This is a genomic window from uncultured Erythrobacter sp., from assembly GCF_947502395.1.
Taxonomy (GTDB): domain Bacteria; phylum Pseudomonadota; class Alphaproteobacteria; order Sphingomonadales; family Sphingomonadaceae; genus Erythrobacter.
In genome coordinates this window covers 29,848-53,114 of the sequence record NZ_CANMZM010000002.1, presented here as the reverse complement: position 1 = coordinate 53,114, position 23,267 = coordinate 29,848, and the positions used below count along the sequence as shown (strand labels likewise).

At 57.5% G+C, this 23,267-nt stretch carries 20 protein-coding genes; 12 read left to right on the top strand and 8 right to left on the bottom strand.

What is annotated here, in order from left to right:
- The first annotated feature begins 1 nt into the window (after position 1).
- The 5 genes from Q0778_RS06445 to Q0778_RS06425 are packed head-to-tail and all read left to right on the top strand — an operon-like array spanning position 2 to position 4,191.
- Positions 2-898: a polysaccharide deacetylase family protein gene (locus Q0778_RS06445; protein ID WP_298334954.1), complete on the top strand. Its 897-nt coding sequence runs from the start codon at positions 2-4 to the stop codon at positions 896-898.
- On the top strand, positions 895-1,824 hold the full coding sequence (locus Q0778_RS06440) for a polysaccharide deacetylase family protein (protein ID WP_298334951.1): 930 nt from the start codon (positions 895-897) through the stop codon (positions 1,822-1,824). Before Q0778_RS06445 ends, Q0778_RS06440 begins: the two co-directional genes overlap by 4 nt.
- Positions 1,821-3,236 carry an aldehyde dehydrogenase family protein gene (locus Q0778_RS06435; protein WP_298334949.1) on the top strand — a complete coding sequence of 472 codons (1,416 nt, stop codon included), beginning with the start codon at positions 1,821-1,823 and terminating at the stop codon, positions 3,234-3,236. Before Q0778_RS06440 ends, Q0778_RS06435 begins: the two co-directional genes overlap by 4 nt.
- Positions 3,236-3,694: a hypothetical protein gene (locus Q0778_RS06430; protein WP_298334947.1), complete on the top strand. Its 459-nt coding sequence runs from the start codon at positions 3,236-3,238 to the stop codon at positions 3,692-3,694. Before Q0778_RS06435 ends, Q0778_RS06430 begins: the two co-directional genes overlap by 1 nt.
- Positions 3,691-4,191 (top strand): DUF1330 domain-containing protein, encoded by a 501-nt coding sequence (locus Q0778_RS06425; RefSeq protein ID WP_298334945.1) that lies wholly within the window; start codon positions 3,691-3,693, stop codon positions 4,189-4,191. The genes Q0778_RS06430 and Q0778_RS06425 overlap by 4 nt, the downstream gene beginning before the upstream one ends.
- A 1-nt stretch (position 4,192) precedes the next feature.
- Here Q0778_RS06425 and Q0778_RS06420 read toward each other — a convergent pair whose 3' ends face one another.
- From Q0778_RS06420 to Q0778_RS06395, 6 genes are all read right to left on the bottom strand, one after another.
- Positions 4,193-4,915: a hypothetical protein gene (locus tag Q0778_RS06420; protein WP_298334943.1), complete on the bottom strand. Its 723-nt coding sequence runs from the start codon at positions 4,913-4,915 to the stop codon at positions 4,193-4,195.
- On the bottom strand, positions 4,915-5,976 hold the full coding sequence (locus Q0778_RS06415) for a nitrilase-related carbon-nitrogen hydrolase (RefSeq protein ID WP_298334941.1): 1,062 nt from the start codon (positions 5,974-5,976) through the stop codon (positions 4,915-4,917). Before Q0778_RS06415 ends, Q0778_RS06420 begins: the two co-directional genes overlap by 1 nt.
- 138 nt (positions 5,977-6,114) lie before the next feature.
- Positions 6,115-7,671, bottom strand: coding sequence for an FAD-binding oxidoreductase (locus Q0778_RS06410; protein WP_298334939.1), 1,557 nt, complete (start codon positions 7,669-7,671; stop codon positions 6,115-6,117).
- Positions 7,671-8,972, bottom strand: a complete 1,302-nt coding sequence (locus Q0778_RS06405) for an MFS transporter (RefSeq protein ID WP_298308642.1) — start codon at positions 8,970-8,972, stop codon at positions 7,671-7,673. The genes Q0778_RS06410 and Q0778_RS06405 overlap by 1 nt, the downstream gene beginning before the upstream one ends.
- A complete protein-coding gene (locus Q0778_RS06400; protein ID WP_298334937.1) occupies positions 8,959-10,011 on the bottom strand; it encodes a VOC family protein in 1,053 nt (350 codons plus the stop codon). The genes Q0778_RS06405 and Q0778_RS06400 overlap by 14 nt, the downstream gene beginning before the upstream one ends.
- A 1-nt stretch (position 10,012) precedes the next feature.
- Positions 10,013-12,298 (bottom strand): TonB-dependent receptor, encoded by a 2,286-nt coding sequence (locus Q0778_RS06395; RefSeq protein WP_298308649.1) that lies wholly within the window; start codon positions 12,296-12,298, stop codon positions 10,013-10,015.
- Between the two features lie 192 nt (positions 12,299-12,490).
- On the opposite strand from Q0778_RS06395, the gene Q0778_RS06390 reads away from it, so the two are divergent.
- Both Q0778_RS06390 and Q0778_RS06385 read left to right on the top strand, forming a co-directional pair.
- Positions 12,491-13,168, top strand: coding sequence for a hypothetical protein (locus Q0778_RS06390; RefSeq protein ID WP_298308652.1), 678 nt, complete (start codon positions 12,491-12,493; stop codon positions 13,166-13,168).
- Positions 13,169-13,301: 133 nt separating this feature from the next.
- Positions 13,302-15,785, top strand: a complete 2,484-nt coding sequence (locus tag Q0778_RS06385; protein WP_298334936.1) for a TonB-dependent receptor — start codon at positions 13,302-13,304, stop codon at positions 15,783-15,785.
- A gap of 83 nt (positions 15,786-15,868) precedes the next feature.
- On the opposite strand, the gene Q0778_RS06380 is transcribed toward Q0778_RS06385, so the two are convergent.
- The gene (locus Q0778_RS06380) at positions 15,869-17,299 is read right to left on the bottom strand and encodes an FAD-dependent oxidoreductase (RefSeq protein ID WP_298334933.1); all 1,431 of its coding nucleotides are present in this window, start codon (positions 17,297-17,299) and stop codon (positions 15,869-15,871) included.
- 15 nt (positions 17,300-17,314) lie between these two features.
- A complete protein-coding gene (locus Q0778_RS06375) occupies positions 17,315-18,256 on the bottom strand; it encodes a DUF1838 family protein (protein WP_298334931.1) in 942 nt (313 codons plus the stop codon).
- A 142-nt stretch (positions 18,257-18,398) separates the two neighbouring features.
- Here Q0778_RS06375 and Q0778_RS06370 point away from each other — a divergent pair, with 142 nt between their 5' ends.
- Genes Q0778_RS06370 through Q0778_RS06350 form a run of 5 tightly spaced genes read left to right on the top strand, consistent with a single transcriptional unit; the run spans position 18,399 to position 23,262 of the window.
- The gene (locus Q0778_RS06370; protein WP_298334929.1) at positions 18,399-19,211 is read left to right on the top strand and encodes a CoA ester lyase; all 813 of its coding nucleotides are present in this window, start codon (positions 18,399-18,401) and stop codon (positions 19,209-19,211) included.
- Between the two features lie 14 nt (positions 19,212-19,225).
- Positions 19,226-19,735: a MaoC family dehydratase gene (locus Q0778_RS06365; RefSeq protein WP_298308669.1), complete on the top strand. Its 510-nt coding sequence runs from the start codon at positions 19,226-19,228 to the stop codon at positions 19,733-19,735.
- A gap of 20 nt (positions 19,736-19,755) precedes the next feature.
- Positions 19,756-20,955 (top strand): acyl-CoA dehydrogenase family protein, encoded by a 1,200-nt coding sequence (locus Q0778_RS06360; protein WP_298334927.1) that lies wholly within the window; start codon positions 19,756-19,758, stop codon positions 20,953-20,955.
- Positions 20,956-20,973: 18 nt separating this feature from the next.
- Positions 20,974-22,176: a CoA transferase gene (locus tag Q0778_RS06355; protein WP_298334926.1), complete on the top strand. Its 1,203-nt coding sequence runs from the start codon at positions 20,974-20,976 to the stop codon at positions 22,174-22,176.
- Positions 22,177-22,182: 6 nt separating this feature from the next.
- Positions 22,183-23,262 (top strand): CoA transferase, encoded by a 1,080-nt coding sequence (locus Q0778_RS06350; protein ID WP_298334924.1) that lies wholly within the window; start codon positions 22,183-22,185, stop codon positions 23,260-23,262.
- Positions 23,263-23,267: the final 5 nt, after the last annotated feature.

Here is a 23,267-nt window from a genome sequence, read left to right as displayed (position 1 = left end):
CATGCAGGAAGGTGCACCTGATCCCGGACTCTATGACTATGCCCCCTATAGGGCCCGCCCAAAGCTCGCATGGCCTGAAGGCAAAACTTGCGCGGTGTGGGTCGCGCCCAATCTTGAGTATTACGAGATCGATCCGCCTGCGAACCCGCAGCGTAAACCCTGGTCCAAAGCGCATCCCGATGTCGTTGGCTATTCCTACCGCGATCATTCAAACCGGGTGAGCCATTGGCGCATGGCCGATGTGATGAGCCGTCATGGCTTTCCGGGCTCGGTCAGCCTGTCGGTGGCCCTTTGCGATCATCACCCGGAGGTTGTCGCTGATGGAGCAGAGCGAGGTTGGGAGTTCTTCAGCCACGGCATTTACAACACGCGCTATTCCTACGGCATGTCCGAGGCTCAAGAGCGCGCAATCATCGAAGATTCGATTGCGACGGTGGGGCGTGCCACAGGACAGCGCATTCGCGGCTGGCTTGCCCCTGCGCTGACTCACACACCGCGCACGCTTGATCTGCTGGCTGAGTATGGCTTCACCTACACCTGCGACCTGTATCACGATGACCAAGTGCAGGAGGTGAAGGTCGCGACTAAAGGGGGCGGGGGCGAGCTCGCCTCGATCCCCTATAGCTTAGAGGTCAACGACCACTACGGCTTCAACGTCTATGGCATGTCGGGCCGCGAATATGCCGATTGCCTGATCCAACAGTATGAGCGGCTTGCCGAGGAAGGCGAGCGTACCGGCTCTGGGACGGTTATGTGTATCCCGTTGCACGCCTATTTGATCGGTCAGCCACACCGCATTGGCCCGTTTGAAGATGCGCTCGCCCATATCGCTGCCGATCCGCGTTGCTGGAAGGCGCGAGCAGGCGAGATTGTTGACCATTGGAGGGCAGCCCAATGAGCCTTCCGGACAACTACACCACCTATCCGCATCGCCGCGAAGGCTATGATCATGAGTTTTACGACTGGTCGAACATGCATGAGCGTGCGTCGGTCACTTGGCCTGAGGGCAAATCGGTTGCGGTCTGGCTGTGCGTCAGCCTTGAGTGGTTTCCGATAACGCCCGAAGACACACCCTTCCGCGCGCCGGGACATATGGTCACGCCCTATCCCGATTACCGCCACTACACGGTGCGCGACTATGGCAATCGGGTCGGCGTGTGGCGGATGCTGGAGGCGTTTAAGGCCGCCGGTGTGAAAGCAAGCTTTGCGACCAATGCGGCTGTGGCCGAGCGCTATCCTGAGCTGATCGAAGCGGTGCTGGCCGATGGCCATGAGATTATCGCCCATTCAACGGATATGAACGGGACGATCACCTCGGATTTGCCAGAGGCGCAAGAGCGCGCTTTGATCTCGGATAGCCTTACCCGGCTTGAGGCAGCGAGCGGGGTTAAGCCGAACGGCTGGTACTCAATCGCGCGTTCGCAAAGCTGGTGCACCGCCGATTTGATCGCCGAGCATGGCCTAACCTACACCTGCGACTGGGTGAACGATGAGCTCCCCTATCGCTTCAGGAACGGCCTGATCAACCTGCCGCTCAACACCGAACTCTCCGACCGCATGATTATCGCAACGCAGCAGCATTCAGCGCAAGGCTGGGCGCAGATGATGCGCGATGCTTTTGACTGGCTCGCCGCTGAGGCGAAAGGGACGGCCTACACCAAAGGTGGCGGACGGATGCTACCAATCCACCTGACACCCTACATCATCGGCCAACCCTATCGAGTTAGCGCACTCGAAGATTTGCTCGCAGACCTTGCCAATCAGGCTGAGGCGTGGATTGCACCGGGGGCGGAGATAGTTGCCGAATGGGAAGCTCAACAATGAGAGCGCATAACCCGCGCACTGGCGAGGCGGACTACGAATTTGCGGTCAATTCGCGAGCTGAGATAGCGTCAGAGGCCACGCGCCTCAGAGATGCGCAACCCGCATGGGAGGCACTCGGTCCAGAGGGTCGAGCTGCAGTAATGCTCAAGTTCGCCGATGCCGTCGATGCGGCGGCAGGCCCGATCGCGGAGGCGCTCGCTGTCGACACGGGTCGCCACGCTATCTCCTGGATTGAGGTTGAGGCGCTTTCTAACAATATTCGTCGTTGGGCCGAGCTTGGGCCGAAGCTATTCGTTGGGCTGGATCGCGTAAGCAAACCCTCCGCCACACCGGGTTTTGAGATACGCTCCGACTATTCGGCCTATCCTCTGTTTGGCGCAATCGCTCCGTGGAATTTCCCGGTGATCCTCAGCCATATCGATGCGGTTCCCGCACTGATGGCGGGCTGTGCGGCCTTGGTGAAACCATCCGAAGTAACCCCGCGCTTTTCTGAGCCGTTGCGCGAGGTGCTCGCAGAAGTGTCCGAATTGCCGCTCGCCTATGTAATGGGCGGTGCAGAGGTGGGGCAGGCTCTGATCGAAGAGGTCGACTACGTCTGCTTCACCGGCTCAACCGCGACCGGGCGTAAAGTGGCTGAGGCGGCTGCGCGGCAGCTCATCCCAGCGAACCTCGAACTTGGCGGCAAAGACCCGATGATCGTTACCGCCAGCGCTGATCCGCACTGGGCAGCCGGAGTTGCCTTGCGCGCCTCAATCGTGGCCACTGGACAAGCCTGTCAGTCGATTGAGCGCATCTTTGTTGCACGAGAGATTGCTGAGCCGTTCCTGACGGCTCTGGTCGAAGCGGCAGAGCAAGTCGAAATCACTTACCCCGATCCAAAACAGGGCCATATCGGACCCTTCATTTTCCCGGATCAAGCGGGCAAAGTACAGGCACAGATCGAAGAGGCTGTGTCCCAAGGTGCTCGAGTTCTCACTGGTGGAAAAGTGGAGCAGCTAGGTGGCGCAAACTATTTGCGTCCCACTGTTCTCGCGGACGTAACTCCGGATATGGCCGTACTGCGCGACGAGACCTTTGGACCGGTTCTGCCGGTGAAGATCTGCGATGATCTTGAACAAGCCATCGCGCTTGCAAATGATACGACTTATGGCTTGTCTGCTGCTGTGCTTGCTGGCTCTTTGGAGGAGGCTGTCCAGGTCGGGGCGTGTCTTGAAGCAGGAGCAATTAGCCTTCAAGATGGAGCGCTAACGACCATGGTCAACGATGCGACCAACCACTCGCGCAAAACCTCTGGCCTTGGGCCGAGCCGTATGGGCGATGAAGGTCTCCTTCGCTTCCTTCGGCATAGAGCCATGATCGCGCAGACCGGCCAAGCGCTCCCCATCGACGCCTACCGCGAAGGGCAAGGTTGATGGGTCACCGTGCAGATTTGCAGGCGGCGATGCCCGCAATGCTGCTGCACGAGGGGTATTGGGACGGCTGGTATCGTGACATTGATCTGGACGGCCAATTGCTGGACGAACGCCGCGTCAAAACCCGCTGCGAATTTCCGGAGGAGGGCGAATGGTATTACGTACAGCACAATTGGATCAATTGGGCCGATGGACGCGAGATGCATGTTGAGTTCGGCGGAAAACTTGTTGGGGATCGCCTCATTTGGGACACCGACCGCTTCTCCGGCTATGGCTGGCAGACACATGAACACACGATCATGCTGCGGCTTGACCGCTTGGATGTCCCGGGCGCATGCTATGTCGAAATGATTGGCCTCTTTCCGGAAGCGCAAACCCGCGCGCGCACTTGGCAGTGGTTTAAGGGCAAGGAGCCATGGAAGCGTACCTTGTGCGATGAGAAAAGGATCGAGGGATGATGAGATTTGGCGCCCTTGCAGCGGTTGTTCTGCTTTTGGCTGGGCCCGCAATGGCACAGAGCGAGACCGAGCGTGCTGGACCCCCGCCGCAAGCGACCTGTGACCAACCTGTCATCATGGTCGTCACCGGCCTTACCCTCGATCGCGAGCGCATGGGCCAATACGCCCGCGCCATCGCAGAGAGCAAAATCTACGAGGAACTGGGCGGATATTACCTCAATATCCCGCGCACTTTGGAGATATTTGACGGGACCGAGGATCCGCGCCACACCACCTTGAACGTCCGCTTCCCCTGCCTCGAAAACGCCCGCGCATTCTGGTACAGCAAGACCTATCAGGAAACCATCTTACCCTTGCGCCAAAACCCCAGTGCAGGCGACTACAGCGTGCGGGTCTACCCAGAGGCACCGCTTCGCGAAGATATGGTGGGCAAGGTCGGCGACAACACCTTTGTTTCGGAATTTCCGGCGGACGGTGTCGAACAAATAGAGCGCTGACTTACCGCTCCAGTTCGACGAGCTCGTAGCAGTTCATCATATACCCATCGATCGCTGAATAGACGAGAATTGCATCGTCATCGGCGGTCACCCACATGTTCATATCGGGGTGGCGCGTGCCGCCCATACCGTCATCGCTGTCATCGACATAGCGGTAGTGACGACACTGGAAAGTGCCCGCTTCGACCGTCTTTTCCACCTCACCAACATATTCCATCGTCATTTCGAGGTAGGCGATCTGCGGGGCGGTTGCACCGCGGTGATCGGGGGAGGGGAGGTAGAATCTGAGCCGTCTTTTGTGCGGGCCCTTGCTCACATCCATCAGGCGGGTGGTGAAGCCGTCGCCGACAACCGGGTGCGTACCGAAGGCGTCGAACTCGACTGCCTCGCGGGTCTCTGAATTGCGCCCAATGCCGGGGCCAAAGCTCTCACACACAATTTGATTGGAGGCTTGGTCAAAGCGCATCCAGCCTGAACCCAAGAACTCATCGCCCAAGGTCAAATGCACCAACAGGTTCTGCGGCTTTCGATCAGGACCAATGTGACAGGTGATATTGCGAAGGACCGTGGGATCCGGCTCTTCAATCTCGCACTGCGCGCTCATGATGACTGAGCCATCTTCGTGGTGCGAGAAGTTGAACCATTCGCGCCCGCGCTCCTGACCCTCCATCCCCGGTTTCATCGAGGAATAGCGAATTTTGCCACGCACATTACGGTGCTTCATCAGATCACTCCCGCCTTGCTAAGGCGTTCAATGATTTCGGCTTGGGCGCGGCGGAAATAGTCGCGGTCGGGAATCGCGGGAGTGCCTCCGTCGCTCATCCCATTGGGACCACGAAAAGGTTCAGCGGCTGCGGCATAGGCCTCAGCGAACAGAGCGGGGCGCTGGCGGGCGAGGTAGTTGGTCATCGCCGGGGTGCGGCGAGCCTCGCGAAGCGCGCCAAGGTCGATGGTGGAGAATGCGGTGAAGGTTTCGCCGTCGCCGCTTTGCGCCACCACGCGGCCTTTCCAATCGACCACCTGGCTGTTTCCTTCCGCGCTTGAAAGCGGCATCGCGGTCCCCGAAATCCCGGCGGTGTTGGAGGAGACGACATAGGCAAGGTTTTCAAACGCGCGCGCTTGTTTGGCGATGTCCTTGTTGGTCGCGATGGGTGAGCCGACTTCGCTCGACGAATGGCAAAACACCTCTGCACCACGCAGAGCCAGAGCGCGCGCAATCTCAGGATAGAGGATTTCCTCTGAGGCAATCGGGGCGAGGTTGCCGATCTCGGTCTGCGCGACTGGGAACACCCCGTCGAGCCCATATTTGTCGAGATAGGCGTCCCAGACATCGTGGGGGCTTGGCGCAAACATCGACAACAGGCGGCGATAGCGCAGCACCACATCACCCGAGGGCGCGACGATAAAGCAGGTCTGAAAATAGAAGCCGGGAAAGGCTCCGTCGGTCTCATAGGCGTTGCCCGCAAGGAACATTCCCAAACGCTGGGCGACACCGCCGAGTGCTTCGTACTCTGGGCCGTTGGCAGCAAAGCCGACACGGGCGGCGAAGTCCTCAATTGAGATACGCCCGGGATAGGAGGTGAACAGATATTCCGGGAGCACCACCAGCTTCACCGGCTTTCCAGAGTATTGCGCGACAAAGATCGAACTGGTGCGGATTTGTCCTTCGATCTCCGCGATATGCTCCAAGATTGCCGCCCGCGCCGCTGCAGCATCCGGCAGGCGTTCGAGCGAGCGTGCGGTCAGCTGCATCGCCATTGCTGAATAGGTTGAGGTGTCGCTCATATTCTCGCCTTCCGGCTTTCCCCTCTTTTCTTGGCCCCTTACAGCCGAAATCGGAGCCGCGCTTGCCATTGCAGCCAGAAGGCCACCAGTCAAAATGGAACTGGCTAATGCCCGCCTTCGATCAAGCTCTAACGCCATTTATAATCCAAGCGATCCCGGGTTCATCATGCCCTTGGGGTCAAGTTCGGCCTTTGCCGCCTTAAGCAACGCATCTGCGCGTGGATGAAGGCTGTCGCGGTACCGATAGGTCCGCCCGATTTGGAAATGCGCGGCGTCGTGGTCGTAGAAGATGTCGACAATCGCAGCCTTGAGTTTCTGTGTCAGCGCCCAGGCATCGGCATTGGGCTTATGCTTGGGCAGCTTTTTGAGGTGCGCCGCTTCAATCGTGTCCTCGATCACCGGATTGCGCGCATCGGGCCAATAGAGGCACGGCTCGATCACCATGCCCGCACCGCCGACAGCAGCTACAAGAGTGCCGTAGTGAACACCGAGCCGCTCCATCTCATCGGTGTGTTCTGCGAACAACCGTTCAAAGGCGGCAAAGCACTCTGCAGAGCGGCCATGAGAAACCAGCCCGTGGATCGGTGCCCAGCGTTCACCGTCGGGGCCGAGGATGGAATTCAGCGGTCCAAACGGATTGGCGCGGATGATCTTGGGGATCGTGTTCTCAACTTCGCGCCCGCCATATTGGGCGACGATTTGCCGTGCGATTTCGACATCGGCATCGGCGGCCGCTTGAATGCGCGCTTCGGCCAGAATGTGGAGAGAGAAGTTCGCGTCTTTCAAGAAATCGCGACCCGCTGCGATGACTTTTGCGCCTTCTTTGAGGGCTTTCAAAACGCCGCCCTGCTTTTTCATCATGCCGACCAGCTGCTTGGCGTCGCTGGTGAGGCTGTCGCGCTTCATGCGGATGGCGTTGAGGTAGGGATCAAACCCGAAGCACTCGGTCGCGATGCCTTGCCGCTCGATTGCAGTGGCGGCGGCAAACCACCCCGCTGCATCGTCAAAGGCGAAGCTGGCATAGGCATGGAAGTCTGCTTCCGGGATGAGCCTTAGCATGACTGTCGCCTTGATGCCCAATGCACCCGTGTCGCCAAGGAAGAGACCAGTGAGGTCAGGGCCATAGGGGCGAGTGTGCTTCTTTCCGGTGTTCAGCAGTGTTCCATCAGCAAGGACGACTTCGAGCGAGTTGCAGCTTTGCACAGCCGAGCCGTATCGCCCCGTGCCCCAGAAAATTCCGTTCTGGCTCATCCCGCCGCCGATTGTCGCTTTGAGCCCCGAAAGCGTGCCCCACATCGGCGTGCGCAAATGATGGTGAGCGAGGCGCTCTTTAAGCGCCGCCCAAGTGCAGCCTGCTTCAACCGTGACCGTCATCGACACATCGTCGACTTCGAGCACGCGGTTCATTTCCGCTAGGTCAAAGAGGACCGCGCCTGCCTGAACTTGTGTGTAGCCGCCGGTGTAGCTCATCCCGCCGCCACGCGGGGCCACGGGGTGTCCGGCATCGGTCGCCGCTTTGACTGCGCTTGCGAGTTGGTGCTTGTCCTTTGGTCGAACCACTGCCGCAAGATCAGCGCCGCGATCGTAGATGTCGTGGGCGTAGAAATCGAGGCTTGCTGGGTCATCGAGGACCTCAGCGCCGGTCGCTTTTAGGCTGGCAACTAGGCCGTTGGATGTGGAGGCTAGGCTGGCCATCAAGCAGGCTCCAATTCAGGGGAGGGGGCGGAAGTGTCGTCTTCGGCCTCGGGTAACTCAGCGGGGTATTTGCCCAAGAACAGCAGCAATCCGCCACCTATCACAAAGGCGAACATCGCCACTTGTAGGATTGGGTCGTAGCTTCCGGTGGTATCGCGCACGTAAGCGTAGATGATCGGTGACAAAGCGCTGAAGAGGCCAAAGGGCATATAAAGCATGCCGTAGATTTTGCCGTAATGCGCCATGCCGAAATAGCGGCCGGTAAGATAGGCGATAAGGTCGCTCTCTGCGCCCGCGGCGAAGCCTAAGAGGAATCCTGCCATACCGGCCATCACAAATGTGACATCGCCGCTCAGCAGGATGAAACACGAGAACGCGGGAAGACAAAGCAGCGGGAAAGCGACGAAGCCCTGCCAAAAACGGTCGAGCAAAGCCCCCGTCGCAACCCGGCCTGTGAGAATTCCGATGCCGAGGATGCCCATAACGCTCGCTGCGTCTTGCTGGCTGATCCCGCGATCACCCAGCATAGTTGGCATATTGATGAAGGCCCCGCCAAACGCGGTCGCGATAATCGCGATGGAGAGCCAGATCAGCCAAAAGCGATAGTCTTTGAGCGCTGCTTTAAGCTCGACCCCTGTAAGCTTGCCGCTCGCGCTTTCGATAGCTTTGGGGCGTTCTTCGGGGCGTGGTTCGCGGAACAGGAAGAAGGCAATGGGCAGCGCGACGAACAGCGGCAGCATGGCAACCATGGCGAACATCGCGCGCCAGCCTTGCGTCTCGATTGCCCAAACCGCGAGCTTTGGCACCACAATGGCAGCAAGGCTGGTGCCGAGCAGCAGAATGCCGAGCGCTAGGCCCCTATGTTTGAAGAACCACAGGTTGATCGCCCGGCTCCACGTAACCGGAGTCGATCCAATTCCGACCAGTCCGACCAGCATCCAGAGCGCGTAGTAGGTGTACAGCGTCGACGTTGCTGCTGCGGTTGGCGTGAAACTAATCGCTGCAAAGGACAGCCCAAAGGCAATCAGCGACCACAAGGCCACTTTGCGCACCCCATGTGTATCTGCAAGCGATCCAAAGAGGGGCGCAAGCAGGCTCGCAGTCACGCCGAAGATCGTGATTGGGAAGAGGATTTCGGTGCGGGTCCAGCCAAACTCAGCAATCAGCGGATCGACAGTAAAGCCGATAACGTTGAATGGGATCGGCGATGCACCGCAAGCGACGCCGAGCACCCCGGCAAGCAGGATAGTCCAACCTTTCGAAAACTCGCCTCTCTCTGCGGATTGATCATTCGCCTGCACTATAGAACTCCGTCAAATTTCCATCTGGATCACGGACGGCGAACAGATCGACTGAACCAATACCAGATATCACAACATCCTGCGCTTCGTATGCAAAGGCAATGCCCTTTGCTTTGAGGCTCTCTCGATAGGCCGCGAAATCGCGAACGGGATAGCGCACCGATATAATACCGAGATTTGGCAGTGAGGCTTTGTCTGAATGATCATGTCCGGTGAAGCCGGTGATCTGCATCACCTCGATCCGGCCCGTCTCGCCCGGCAATTCGGGCTGCAGCGCGGCGGCGGCGCGAACAATTTGTGGGGTGTGGTTAAAAGGGATGCCGAAGTTGGAAAACGCTGGCTCAGCTGGTTCGCGGTCGCTGTCGAACAGTATGTCGAATCCTAGCATATCGCGGTAAAAGTCGCGCGCCACAGGACGGTCACGAACCATGCGCATGGAATTGAAACCCTGGCTGATCCTCCCAACCGGGAAGGCGGTGAAGTCGGGCGTAATCCGTTCATACACCGCGAGATGAATGCCATGCGGACCGGTTAGTACCACGTTTCGAAGATCAGAGGTGCCGAATTGGAATCGGATGGGAGGGCTTTCGGCCCACCAGCCGAGCTTTAGCGCTTGATCATAGAGCGCTGGCACATTGTCGCTCCGGACCATGATCGAGTAGATTCCTCCAGTGTCCCAAGCGCGTGCGGCTGGGCGGATCGGCTCTTGCTCTACCCCCGACAAACGGATGAAGCGGATGCAGCCGGTGTCAGCTTCTGGTGCGCACCACAGTTCGAATTCTCCTGAAGCGGTCTCATCCAATCGCCAATAGGCAAGCTGGCTTGAATCCATCTCCCCGGAATTTACCAACCGCCATCCACCTGCATAGCGCAAGAGCCGGGTGGCAGGCCCAAACTCCGAAACCGAAACAAGTGCTTCGGCCCATGGCTCAACCTGGGATCCAGCAGCCGTACCCGCCAAAGCAGGAGCGGTTGCCGAAACGAGAATGCCGAACCCTGCGAGCAGAGTTCGGCATCTGGAGATGAGTTTGATCTGCATCTCAGTCGAAGGTGAAACCCACATCCACTCCAACGGTCAAAGGTGGCGCGGCGAACACCTGATTCTGTCCAGTCGGTGCATTGAAGGTGTTGGCGCGGAAATACTCCCGGTCCGTAAGGTTCTTGCCCCAGATTGTGAAGCGCCAACGATCCGTGCGGTAACCGATCCGCGCATCAAGGCGGAACCCTGGTTCTTGCTCGGTGCCGGGCACGTTGGCCACCAGACCAAACGTGTCATCTTCCCAAGCACCATCACCGCCCAAGAACACCTCGCCATTTCCGACGGGGATCTCATAGTTGAAGCCCAACAGTGCCTTAAACTCTGGAGCATTTTTGAGATCCAGGCCAAGTGCACAATCGATGATAGCCTGTTCCGTCAGCGGAGCGCCAGCTGGGCATGCAAGCCCCAGCGCGGTCACATCGCCAGTGGCAGGGTCGATGGAACTTGCAGTCAGAAGACCGGCCTGTGCAACATTGAGCTCTTGATATTCGGCATCAAGGTAGCTGGCGTTGCCATAAATGGTCAGGCCATCGATCGGTTCAATCTGGCCTTCGACCTCCACCCCTTGAATGCGCGCTTCGCCGGCGTTGATCCGGGTGAAGCCGCCAGTTGGCAAGGTTCCGCTGATCTGAAGATCATCATAGTCATTGTAGAAATATGTCGCGTTGAACGTGACGCGGCCGTCCCAGAACTGGGTGCGTATGCCGCCTTCAATGCTGTCCAGATTTTCTTCATCGACTGCGCGGAAGCAGGCGACTGGGCTGAAGCAGTCGGGCGAGAAACCGGGGGATTTGAAGCCGGTCGAATAGGACGCATAGAACAGAATGTCTTCGGTCAGCGAGTAGTCGACCTTGGCTGTCCAGGTGACGTTATCGGTATCAGCCTCTCCGGTGATATTCGAACCAAACCCAGCTAGAGGTCCGCCAGCATTGCCGACAAATTCCCGGTCTTCGGTGGTCCAACGCAATCCCCCGGTGAGGGTCAGTGCATCGGTGACATCGAGAGTAGCCTGACTAAAGAGCGAGAAGCTCTCGGTTTCCACGTCATTTTCGAACGGGAAAACGAAAACATAATCAAGGTCGACCGTCTCATTGTAGTAGAACGCACCAGCGGTGAAATTGAACGGACCGTCAAAATTCGTGTTGATCAACAGCTCCTGACTGAATTGGTCCTGCTCGGTCTGTTGAAAGAATGGAAAGCTGATGAAGCTCGACAAATCGTCCTGCAATGCCCGCAATGCGGTAATCGAAGTGATCGAAAAACTGTCATAGTCACCGGTTAACTGGATCGAAGCGCCATAGGATTCAACCTCGCTGTCAAAGTCGGTCACGCAGCCAATAGGCTGGAAATTGACCGGAGTAAGCGCGGAGCAAGTGACCCCGGCGGCTGGTTCAATTGTAAAGATGTCCTGGTCAACGTCGGTGGTGATGGCTGGATTGGTGCTGCTGTCGGCAAGCGAGCTTGGCACAGGATCGCTTTCGTCCCGGGTGTAATCGAAGATCGCTAAGACGCTCCAATTGTCGCTCATCTCGCCATACAGGCTGCCGCGGAAAGCGAAGACCTGCTCATCGCCGACCTCGGTTCCGGCTTGCCCTGCAAAATCGCCATTTGGGTTGAGCGTATGGAAGCCATCACGCTCTTTGTAGAGGCCGGTGAGGCGAACCGCGAGAGAGTCTGCAATGCTCAGATTGACGGTGCCGCGCGCCTGAATGCGATCGAAATTGCCGTAGCCAAAATCAGCCGAAACTGAATCTTCGCCGAGCTGCGGTCGAACTGAGGTGAACTTGATCGCGCCGCCATTGGTGTTGCGTCCGTAGAGGGTGCCTTGAGGGCCGCGCAAAACTTCGACTTGCTCTACATCGAGCAGATCGACGAGCGATCCAACCGTCCGCCCCAGATAAACATTGTCTATATAAATGCCGACGGCGGGATCGATTGCGCCGCGCGATTCATCTTCGCCAACACCTCTGAAGAAGATGCGCGCCGACGACGATGTCCCTGTGCCTGTTGTGATGACGACACCCGGGATCTGCGACGTGAGATCATTGGTGTCGGCAATCTGACGAGCCTCAAGCTGCGCCATATTGAGGGCTGAAACCGATGCGGGCACGTCCTGGAGGTTCTCAGCTCGGCGCTGAGCCGTCACGACAATGACATTGTCGTTTTCTGAGGTTGCTTCTTCAGATGCATCACTGTCTTGCGCCAGCGCCGCCGACGGCATGGCTGCGATTGCGATGGTAGATGTGACACACGCGAGTGCCAGCTTTCTTGAAATGTGCGGAATCATCCTTCGTATTCCTCCCTTGGTGTAGTGCTACCAGCTCTCGCTGGCCACTGGTTCCCGTCCCTCGAATGCAAAGTTGTCCGGACAACATCTTGCTTGTCAAGCGCAGAAGTGCAATTTGTCCGGACAAATTGACAGATTCTATCTCCTGCTGCGCTTTTACGGCAACAGTTTTGCGAATGAGGAAGTATATTGATGTCCGACTTGCTTTATCCCATGCTGATCTATGCCCACTTGCTGTTGTTTGTGCTCTGGCTGGGCGCAGATGTTGGGGTGTTTGTTCTCGGGCAGCACTTCCGTCGTCGAGGTGATTATTCTCTCGATCAGCGTATCGCCTTGCTCAAGCTGCTAGTTGAGATCGACATGGTGCCGCGAAGCTCGTGGGCCTTAATGGTACCCTTATCCCTTAGTGTTGTCGATATTGGCAATTGGTGGGATGTCCCGGCTCTGCTCCTGTGGGGCGCCTGGTTCGTGGGCCTTTTTTGGCTGTGGCTCGTGTGGGATTCCCACCGTCACGACCAGACGCCCAGAGCCGCCCGCAATCGCCGCATCGAGGGATGGCTGAGGTGGCTGATCGGCGCATTCTATCTTTGGCTCGGCGGGCAAAGCCTCTGGCTGGACGCACCGCTTGCTCCGGACTGGCTTGCTCTTAAGGCGCTCTTGTTCGGGCTGATTTTCGTTGCAGCTATCATGATTGATGTGACGTTTAAGCCCGTAGGTGCACAACTCACCGCAGTGCTTGAACAAGGATCGAGCGATGAGACCGAAGTCCCGCTGAGAAGGACTATGGATCGTACGAGGATCTGGGTTTGGGCGGTTTACATCTTGCTTCTGATCACAGCTTTTCTTGGCAACGCGAAGCCGTTGTTCTGAAGCCTCATACCGGCCGCAATGCACATCTTTCTCAAGATTTGTCTGGACAAATTTTTATGGCTGGGCAGAAATAGGGGGAAGGGACGAGGAATGCGGCGCATTGGGATCATGCCGCATCAAAGGGAGAAAAACTATGAGAACGCTCATTCGCGGTGCACTGCTCGCGGCTACCGTTATGACCCCAGGTGCATTGCTGGCACAGGATGGGGGAGCCAATCCTGACGCAGAGGCTGCTGAAGAGCAAAACAGCAATCTGATCATTGTGACTGCTCGCAAGACTGAAGAGAGCATTCAGGATGTGCCGATCGCAGTTACGGCGTTCACCTCTGAAGACCTGTTCGAACAGGGCATTCAGAACATCGAGGAAATCTCTCGCCGGACACCTGGCTTCATCTTCGATACGCCCTTTGGTCGCCAGTTTGATAGGCCAATCATACGTGGTCAGGCGAACATTCTTGGGGACTCCGGTGTGTCGGTCTTTATTGATAACGTGAACGTCACACAGTCCATTCGCAGTCTGAACTTCGGTGACATCGATACGATTGAGATCATCAAGGGACCGCAGAGCGCTCTGTTTGGACGCAACACCTATTCCGGTGCGATCAACATCACTACACGTCAGCCGACCAATGATTTTGGCGGAACCTTGAGTGTCGAAGTGGGCGAAGATGATCTCTACGAGATTCTTGGGAACGTTCGCGGTCCAATTATCGATGATAAGGTCTTTTTCTCGATCTCTGCGCGATACTACGATTTTGAGAGCGAGTTTGACATCCCCAGCAATGCCAACCCTTCGGTAGGCAATGAGTCATCATACACAGTGAGCGGAACGCTTGAAGTCCGGCCTACGCCGACCTGGACCAGCAAAATTCGCTTGTCTTACAACGAAGACGATGACGGACATTTCCCGATTGGTCTTCTTGGCTTTCCGGATCTTAATGTGAATGTGCCGGGCGGCATCGATCTGGGCGGAGTTCAACCCTTCTTCCAAGGCGTGGTTCCAACAGTAGCACCCAACCCAAGCGGTGCTCCGCAGATCCCGAATGTGATCGGAGAGGGTGGAGGTCTGGAGCGAGAGGAGTTTTTCGCATCGCTCAACAATGAATTCGAGCTGGGCGAGTATACGCTTGTCTCGACCTTGGGCTATACGCGGGAGCGATTCCGCGACTTGCTCGACAGTGATGGTCAGGCAACCACTCGGTTTGGCATTGCCCGGATTTTTGGGCCATTTCCGGCGGGCCCGGTGGCTGTTGGTGTTGGCCTCATCCCGTTTGACTTCACCACCAATGACGATGATCTACAGCAGACTTACGTTGCTGAGATACGGCTCGATTCCCCGCAAGACCGTCCGTTCCGCTGGCGCGTGGGTGGGTACTATTTCCGCAATGAACAGAACGATGATGTCCTTCTTGACGCCTTCACGCCTGAGCGCGAAGCGGCGCTTCTCGCAAATGAGGCGGCGGCACTTCAAGAGATCGCTGCGGCATTTGGCGGCTTGTTCGGGTTCAACGCGGCCGGTCCACTTGATTTGTCTCCGGACGATCCGGAGGAACTGATCATCGAGAACTATTCAGCCTTCGGGTCCGTCGCGTTTGACTTGACTGATCGTCTAACCGCAACCGCTGAGCTTCGTTACGCAGACGAAAATTTACGCCTTCGCGTTTTTGATCGCGCCGGCGGAGGACTGGCCACGCTTTCTGACGGCAGCCCATTCGATGTGCGTGAATCCTTCGGGGCGCTCACACCTCGGTTTATCCTCGATTTCGAGGCGACGCCTGACAATCTGCTCTATGCGAGTGCTGCACGCGGCACAAAGCCGGGCGGGTTTAACGGTGCACAAGGGTTCCAATTCGGCTTCGGCACATTCGATGAAGAGTCCGTTTGGCAGTTCGAGCTCGGATCGAAGAACGTCTTTATGGATGGCCAATTGGTCTTCAATGCCGCTGGGTTCTTCTCCGCGCTTGAGGATTATCAGCTGACGCAGAATCTGGCCGCATTGGGGGCCAACAGCACCACAGGTTCTGTGACCGCAAACCTTGGTGATGTGGACATCTTCGGCTTGGAGCTAGATGGTGTCTTCTCACCCGCTGCTTTGCCGGGGCTCTCCATCGGTGGCACGTATGCCTGGACCGATACGAACTTCACTTCCGGCGCAGAAGCGACACAGGGCTTGGTCTTTGGTGACGATTCACTTGTGGGGCAGGAATTGCCTCGTCAAGCACGCCATCAAGCATCGTTTTTTGCCGACTATGAGGCCGAATTTAGTGACAACTTCTCCACGATCTTTTCGGTGAACGGCAACTATCTCTCAAGCCGCTTTGCGCAGGTACAGAACCTTGCCGAAACAGGAAGCTCGTTTGAGCTTGATGCACGCATCACCTTTAACTTTGGTGAGTATGTCAGCCTGGCGGTTTATGGCAAGAACTTGACCAACGAAGACGCGCCGCTTGGTGTGCTTCGTTTTATCGATCCGACCAACGGAAATGGCAGCTTGTCGGTGAATGGCACCGTTATCCAGAACGCGTTCCAGCTGGCCGGGGCGGGCCAATCGCGCGGCTTCCAATACAACAACCGTTTGAGCCGCCGCTTCGGCGCAATCTTGCGGGTTCAGTACTAACTGGAGCTGGTCCGGGCGCGATCTCCGCACATTCCATTCTGAAGAGAAAGGGGCCGCGAGCGAGAGCTTTCGCCCCCTTTTTCTTAACCCAAGAGCTTGACCACGCGCTGCGCAGCGCGCTCACCGCTTTCTAGCGCGCCTTCCATTCCGCTGTTCTCAATTGCGAGATGCTCGCCTGCGAAATGGAGCCGTGAGCCTTGCCATTGAATGGCGGCGGCGTGGTTCGCAGTCATGCCGGTGCCGATATGATGGTATATGCCGCGTGCGCCTTTTTCGTGTCGCCAGCTAAACAGGCGCGCCACCTTCAGCTTGCCTTTTGCAGAGGGACGAGCCTGTTCGATCCGCGCGACCAGTTCTTGCTCTGCAACCGCTGCTGGCAAGCGATCAAGGTAATCCGCCCCTGCGCCTGTGGTCCACACTTTGAGCATGGCCGGATCGTCACCAAGCACAAACACGCGCCCAAGCAATGGATCGTCGGTCCACAAGGTGTCGGGGAACGGGTCGTCACGCCAGAACGGCGAGTTGGCCTCGATATAGGCGAAGCTTGCTCTGGTGTAGGGGAGATGGGCGATGGAATGCGCCATCTCTGGCGAGACGGGTGCTTCGACAAACAAAGAGCGAAGCGCGGCAAAGGGCACGGTACAGATGACATGCCGCGCGGTGAGCCCTGAGAGATTTCCGCCATCAATTTGGAGCAAAACGCCATCATCGCTTTCCTCGATCGCTTCAATTGTCTCGCCCAAGCGTATGTCACATTTTAGGGCCTCAGCCATCGCTTCGGGCAAGCGCTGCGAACCGCCGACGACGGTGGAGACGGGCCCTGCTCCTGCACGGAAAATTGCAAAACTGCGTGCAAGGTGAAGCTGCGACATTGTGTCTAGCGAGTTGCCGTTGAAATTGGCCCCAATCAGGCGCAGCGCCTCTGGACTGGCTCCGGCTTTGGCAAGCGCCAATTTGACTGAAATGTCCGAGTATGGCTCCGGCGTGAGCCAATCTGAAGGCTTCTCAAATCGCGCGAGACCACTCGCAAACTTGCGCAAGAGCCGCGCGGGTTCCGCAGTGTAGGCGGGGTCTACTAATGGGTTGTCTTCAGTTCTTGTCCACGCTTCAGCGGTGTAGCGCTTACCATCAATCCAGTAGAGATTGCCCGGCGTCTGAACCCTTCCAGCACCAGCGCCGCTGTCGCTCGACAATTGGACGCCGAGCTCGCCAGCGGTTGTGTGCAGTCGTTTGTAGCCAGCTCCGATCTGAATTCCGCCGGCATCAGGCTTGCCGGGCAGATCATCGAGGGTGTGGAGCCGTCCGCCGATGCGGTTTTCAGCTTCCAGGACCATAACTGACAGCCCAGCATCCTCACAAATGCGCGCTGCGTTCAAACCCGCTAGACCTGCGCCGATTATGGCGACATCGACCTCGGTTTTGGCCCAGGCCGAACGGGGCGCCACTCCGGCGATTATCGCCGCCGAGCTTCCCGCCAGAAAGGCGCGGCGCGTTGGTGTGGCTAACCAGGTCAATCGGCGACCTCTCGATCAGTGACCAGAGTGTTCAGATCCACTTTTGGCTCCCTCGGCTGCGGCCGTGCGCGCCTGGTCGGTCAAGAGCTTGAACTTGGTCCAGGTCGTCTCATTGCGGCGCGTATCATCCTTTGGCGGGGCTTGTTCATAGATCGGATAATTCTCGCGGATTTCATTCTTGAGCACATCAGGCAGTTCCTCAAATCCGCCGGGAAGCTTTTGACCCATGGCGTTGAAGACCATTTGCCCCGGACGACCGCCCATCTCCATCCAAGGGGCCCAAGGCGAGATGCGTACCCAGCTGATCATGGGATAGGCTGTCGGTGTCGAAGAATCGTAGAGATCGCTCTTCAACGCGGCAAAGTCGAAGATCTCAACTGCATGATACATATTGCCGACAAACTGCTGGTATTCGCCTGCCAGTGGGTTGGGGTAGAACAGCGGCACTTCAAACGGGACAAAAACGTATGGCCCGCTTTCCCGCAAAGTCGACATTTGGAAGGGTGCGCCGTCGCTACCCCTTGGGAAATTGGGGCGACCATTCACCGGATCGTTGTGGATCTGCATCACATCAACAGTTTTGCCAGTGTAGGGGTTTTCCCAAGTGTCGGCGACTTCGCCGGTCTCTGGATCGAGCATCAACATGACCTCACGACTGATCAAGCGCCAACCCGTGCCGCGTTCCGGGTCGGTCACTTCGACACAGCGGCGGATGTTCATCCCTTCGCCTTTGAAAAGCAGCTTGTCACGCTCGCCAGGCGTGCGGCCATAGATATTGCCCGACCAGTGATAAACAGCTGGTTCGTCTTCAGAAACACCGCATTGTAGACGCTTGGAAATCTCCAGTGCCTCTTCAGGGACCGAAGGATCGAGCATCTGTGCTTGTGCCGCCCCCGTTGCAAAGAGAGAGCCGGTAAATAGGCCAGCGGCAACGATAAGCGATTTGATTGGCTTCATGTGATCTCTCCGAAATTTCGAACCTGACCGGATTTGTCCGGACATTTAAGCATTTCGTCCTTGACTTTATATTTGTCCGGACAAATTGTGAAGGCTGAAGTTTGGGTTGGATTTGCAAAGTCAAGGAGTGGAACTGAGCGGCGTGTTTTCTGCAGCGAGTCTTTTGTTTGTTCCCGGCTCAAGGCCGGACCGGTTCGCGAAGGCTAAAGCGGCTGGCGCGAGACTAACCGTTATTGACCTTGAGGACGCAGTTGCGACCGAAGATAAAGAGAGCGCACGCGAGGCTGCTCTCGCGCATGTATCTGATGCACCCGAGGGCTGGGGTATCCGAATTAACGCGGTAACCACTCTGGCCGGTGTGCGCGACTTAGCGGCTATGGGTGACACTGCGGTGCTGCCATCCGTTCTGATGGTGCCGATGGTGGAATCTGCAGTCGAGCTCGATGTCGTTGCAGGCGTTCTGGGCGAACGCTGTCCGGACCTTGTGCCACTGGTCGAAACTCCGCGTGGCCTCCGTCACGCGCTCGAAATTGTCAGCCACGCCAAGGTGTCGGCACTAATGCTTGGTGGGGCGGACTTCTCCAGCGAACTGGGTGTTGACCTTGCTTGGGACCCGCTTTTGGGCGCGCGCCACGCAATGGTTTTGGCCTGCGCAGAAGCGGGCAAGCCAGCGATCGATGTGCCCTATATTCACCTCGATGACGAAGAGGGTTTTGCTGTGGAATGTGCGCGCGCCGCCGCGCTCGGCTTCCTGTGCAAGGCCGTTATCCACCCGGGCCAGGTGCCGCACGCCAACGCAGCTTTCGCGCCGAGCGAACAGGAAATCGCCGAAGCCCGCGAAGCGCTTGATGCCTACAAGGCAGGTGGTGAACGCGCGATCCGGTTCAAGGGTAAGATGCTCGAGGCGCCGTTTGTGAAGAAATACAGGGCCGTGCTTGCGCGCGCCGGGAACTGAGGAGACGCATCAACATGCGTGATGGAGTTATTGAAGTTGCACCGGGTCGTTTCCGCGAGGTGCAAGGGCGCTACTTCGAAGATTTCGAAGTCGGACATGTCTATGAGCACCGACCCGGACGCACCATTACGGATGCCGACAATGTGTGGTTTACGCTGCTCACGATGAACACGCACCCGGCGCATTTCGATTATGAGCTTTCCAAGGACACCGAATTCGGTAAGCCGCTTGTGGTGAGCCCATTCACCATCGCGTTGATGACAGGCATGAGCGTGTCAGACACGAGCGGTAAGGCGATTGCCAATCTTGGCTGGGACGAAGTGCGTATGACCAAGCCGCTGTTTGTTGGCGACACGCTCTATTGTGAGAGCGAGGTTCTGGAGAAACGCGAAAGCAAGAGCCGCCCAGAACAAGGCATTGTGACCTTCAAGACGATTGCCAAAAACCAGCATGGCGAAATGGTAAGCCATTATAAGCGCACCGTTTTGGTGTGGCGTCGCGGCTTTGGCTCGCTCGACGACTAAGACTTTAGAGGACTAAGACAATGGCCACCGCCGCAGTGCTAGAGAACCAGATCCGCACCATCGATCCCGATGAAGAGCGCGCCTTTATGGACGCGATTGATCGCTGGCTGGAGCGTGAGGTGATCCCTGTCGTGAAAGACCACGATCACGGCGATATCTGGCCGGAAAAACTGGTCCAACAGATGGCCGAGATGGGCCTGTTCGGCGCCACTATTGGTCAGGAATACGGCGGCCTTGGTCTGCCTGCGACGACCTATGCCAAGATCGTGATGCGCATCTCCAGCTATTGGATGGCGATCACCGGCATTTTTAACTCGCATCTCATTATGGCGGCAGCCGTAGAGCGTTTTGGTACGCCAGAACAGAAGATGAAATGGCTGCCCAAATTTGCGACCGGCGAAATTCGCGGCGGCCTTGCGCTGACAGAGCCCAATGCGGGGACCGACCTTCAGGCGATCCGCACGGTGGCCAAGAAGAACGAGGACGGCGATTACGTTCTCAACGGCACCAAGACGTGGATTTCCAACGCTTTGAACGGTGATTGCTTTGCCATGCTGGTGAAGACCGATCCCGATGCAAACCCGCGCTACAAGGGTATGAGCCTTTTCATCGCCGACAAGCGCGCCAATGATTCTGGGGGCCTCTCCACCGGCAAAAAGTTCGACAAGCTCGGCTATAAGTCGATCGATAGCGCTGAGCTTATCATGGAAGACTATGTCATTCCGGCAGATCAGTTGATCGGCGGCGTCGAGGGGCAGGGCTTCTTCCAAGCGACCGGCGGGCTTGAGCTTGGCCGGATCAATGTGGCGGCTCGTGGTGTGGGCCTCGCCGAAGGTTCACTGCGCCTTGCGACCGAATACGCTCAGCAGCGCGAGACCATGGGCAAGCCGATTGCGCAGCACCAAGCTATTCAGCTCAAACTCGGAGAAATGGTGACGCGGGCACGCGCGGCGCGCCTGCTGACGCTCGATGCATCGGTTGCCTACGACAAGGGTGAGCGCTGCGACAAAGAGGCGGGCATCGCCAAATATTTCGCCTCCGAAGCGGCGGTCGAAAACAGTCAGGAAGCGATGCGGATTTACGGCGGCTACTCCTATTCCAAGGAGTACGATATCGAGCGTTATTACCGGGACAGCATGTTGATGTGCATTGGTGAGGGGACCAACGAAATGCAGCGGATGATTATTGCCAAACAGCATCTCAAAGAAAACCAGATTTAGTCCGGGCGCGGCAGAGCGATGCACCTCCCACTCAAGGGCTTTCGGGTTATCAGCGCTGAGCAATATGGCGCTGGGCCCTATGGCACGATGCACCTAGCCCAGCTTGGCGCTGAGGTGATCAAGATCGAGCCACCGCGCAAAGGCGGCAAAGGTGGAGGTGACACCGCAAGGGCGGTTGGCCCGCATTTTCTGAGCGAGGGTGAAAGTCTTTATTTTCAGTCGTTTAACCTCAATAAAAAATCTCTCACGCTCGACCTTCGCAGCGAAGAGGGGCAGCAGGTTTTCAAAGCACTGGCTGCGAAAAGCCATGTGGTCGCGAACAATATGCGCGGTGATCTGCCGGAGAAATTGGGCCTGACCTATGACGCGTTAAAGGACATCAACCCCGCCCTCGTTTGCGCGCATTTGTCAGCCTATGGCCGCGATAATGAGCGGGCTACATGGCCGGGATATGACTATCTCATGCAGGCCGAGGCGGGCTATTGCGCGGTAACCGGAGAGCCCGGCGGCGAGCCGCAGCGTATGGGCCTCTCGATGGTCGACTTTATGACCGGCACGCTGTTCACGATTGGGTTGCTATCGGCCTTGGTCGACGCGCAGCGCACGGGGAAAGGCCGTGATGTCGACATTGACCTCCTCTCCGCGGCGGTGCATCAAACTAGCTATCCCGCGCTGTGGTATATGAATGAGGGCGACGAAACCTCGCGCACCCCGCGCAGCGCTCACCCCACAGCAACGCCCAGCCAGATGTTCAAGGCTAAGGACGGCTGGATGTTCGTCATGTGCCAGCTTCCCAAATTCTGGGACATTCTCGTAGATCGGATCGGGCGCGAAGACCTGCGTGATGATCCGCGCTTTGCGAAGAATGCTGACCGTCTGGAACACCGAGAGGTCCTCACCCAGTTGCTCGACGAGGAATTCTTGAAGGAACCCATGGCGCATTGGCAGAACCTGCTGGCCGGATTTGTGCCTGTGGCTCCGGTCTATGAGCTCGGCGATGCGCTCGACAATCCGTGGCTCAGGACCATCGGAATGCGCGATCAAGTGCCGCATCCTGAGAAGGGTTCGATTGACGTGCTGGCAAGCCCGATCAAGCTTGACGGCAAACGCCTTCCCAACCGTACTGCACCAACCCTTGGCGCAGACAGCGATGCTATCCTTGAGGATTTGGGATATTCGACTGAGGACATTGCAAAAATGCGCTCAGGCGGCATCATCTGACGCACTATGGGCAAGCTTTCCGGAATAACCGTCGTCGACCTCACCCAGTTTCTGCCTGGGCCGATGATGACCGTCATGATGGCAGATCAAGGTGCAAGGGTTATCAAGGTAGAGCCTCAAGCGGGTGACCCAGCGCGCATGATGGAGCCCAAAGAGGCTGGGCACTCAGTCTGGTTCGCTAACCTCAATCGTGCCAAGGAAAGCGTCGTTCTCGATCTCAAGAGCGAGGAAGGAAAAGCAGCTCTTGTCGAGCTTTGCAAAGGGGCCGATGTCTTTGTCGAAGGCTTTAGGCCCGGCGTGATGAAACGCCTTGGCTTTGATTACGACGCGGTCAAGCAAGTCAAACCGGACATCATCTATTGCTCGATTTCGGCCTTTGGCCAGGAGGGGCCGCTAGCGCACCATCCTGCACACGATATGGCGGTACAGGCTCTAACAGGCTTTCTCGCGGTCAATGACGGGCCTGACGGAATGCCCGTGGTCCCAGGCGCTCCGAGCGCCGATATGGCCGCAGGGCTTACGGCTTTGTCGGCGGTTCTGATGGCCGTGGTAGGGCGTGATCGCACAGGCGAGGGCGCCTATATCGATTGCGCGATGTTCGACAGCATTTTGCCCTGGTGCGCACACACCGCTGGCAGCGCTATTGCGGGCGGCGAAAGCCCGGTTTCGGCGAGCCAAAGGTCATTGGGTGGTGCAGGCTTTTATCAGGTCTACCAAACAGCAGATGGCAAGCATGTCGCGCTCGGTGGGCGAGAGATCAAGTTCGCTCGAAACCTGCTCGCAGCCCTGAAACGAGAGGATTTGATCCCGCACGCGGAGCGTGAAGCGGGAGAACAAGGTGAGTTGATTCAGTTCCTGCGTGATACGTTTGTGACGCGTACCCGCGATGAGTGGGTCGAATGGTTTACAGACAAGGATGTCGCGTTTGCTCCGGTCCTGAACTTTCGCGACGCGCTGGACGAACCGCATATTGCTGAACGCCGAATCCTTGTTGAAGGCAGCGACGGAGCGCATCACATCGCCCCGCCAATCCGATTTGTAGGCGAGGAATGGATCCCTGGCGCTACTCCGGAGCTTGGAAGATGACGGCG

Excerpts from the sequence above, each read along its gene's own strand:
- Q0778_RS06445 (WP_298334954.1), top strand. The coding sequence starts at position 2 with ATGCAGGAAGGTGCACCTGATCCCGGACTCTATGACTATGCCCCCTAT.
- Q0778_RS06440 (WP_298334951.1), top strand. The coding sequence starts at position 895 with ATGAGCCTTCCGGACAACTACACCACCTATCCGCATCGCCGCGAAGGC.
- Q0778_RS06435 (WP_298334949.1), top strand. The coding sequence starts at position 1,821 with ATGAGAGCGCATAACCCGCGCACTGGCGAGGCGGACTACGAATTTGCG.
- Q0778_RS06430 (WP_298334947.1), top strand. The coding sequence starts at position 3,236 with ATGGGTCACCGTGCAGATTTGCAGGCGGCGATGCCCGCAATGCTGCTG.
- Q0778_RS06425 (WP_298334945.1), top strand. The coding sequence starts at position 3,691 with ATGATGAGATTTGGCGCCCTTGCAGCGGTTGTTCTGCTTTTGGCTGGG.
- Q0778_RS06420 (WP_298334943.1), bottom strand. The coding sequence starts at position 4,915 with ATGAAGCACCGTAATGTGCGTGGCAAAATTCGCTATTCCTCGATGAAA.
- Q0778_RS06415 (WP_298334941.1), bottom strand. The coding sequence starts at position 5,976 with ATGAGCGACACCTCAACCTATTCAGCAATGGCGATGCAGCTGACCGCA.
- Q0778_RS06410 (WP_298334939.1), bottom strand. The coding sequence starts at position 7,671 with ATGGCCAGCCTAGCCTCCACATCCAACGGCCTAGTTGCCAGCCTAAAA.
- Q0778_RS06400 (WP_298334937.1), bottom strand. The coding sequence starts at position 10,011 with ATGCAGATCAAACTCATCTCCAGATGCCGAACTCTGCTCGCAGGGTTC.
- Q0778_RS06395 (WP_298308649.1), bottom strand. The coding sequence starts at position 12,298 with ATGATTCCGCACATTTCAAGAAAGCTGGCACTCGCGTGTGTCACATCT.
- Q0778_RS06390 (WP_298308652.1), top strand. The coding sequence starts at position 12,491 with ATGTCCGACTTGCTTTATCCCATGCTGATCTATGCCCACTTGCTGTTG.
- Q0778_RS06385 (WP_298334936.1), top strand. The coding sequence starts at position 13,302 with ATGAGAACGCTCATTCGCGGTGCACTGCTCGCGGCTACCGTTATGACC.
- Q0778_RS06375 (WP_298334931.1), bottom strand. The coding sequence starts at position 18,256 with ATGAAGCCAATCAAATCGCTTATCGTTGCCGCTGGCCTATTTACCGGC.
- Q0778_RS06365 (WP_298308669.1), top strand. The coding sequence starts at position 19,226 with ATGCGTGATGGAGTTATTGAAGTTGCACCGGGTCGTTTCCGCGAGGTG.
- Q0778_RS06360 (WP_298334927.1), top strand. The coding sequence starts at position 19,756 with ATGGCCACCGCCGCAGTGCTAGAGAACCAGATCCGCACCATCGATCCC.
- Q0778_RS06355 (WP_298334926.1), top strand. The coding sequence starts at position 20,974 with ATGCACCTCCCACTCAAGGGCTTTCGGGTTATCAGCGCTGAGCAATAT.
- Q0778_RS06350 (WP_298334924.1), top strand. The coding sequence starts at position 22,183 with ATGGGCAAGCTTTCCGGAATAACCGTCGTCGACCTCACCCAGTTTCTG.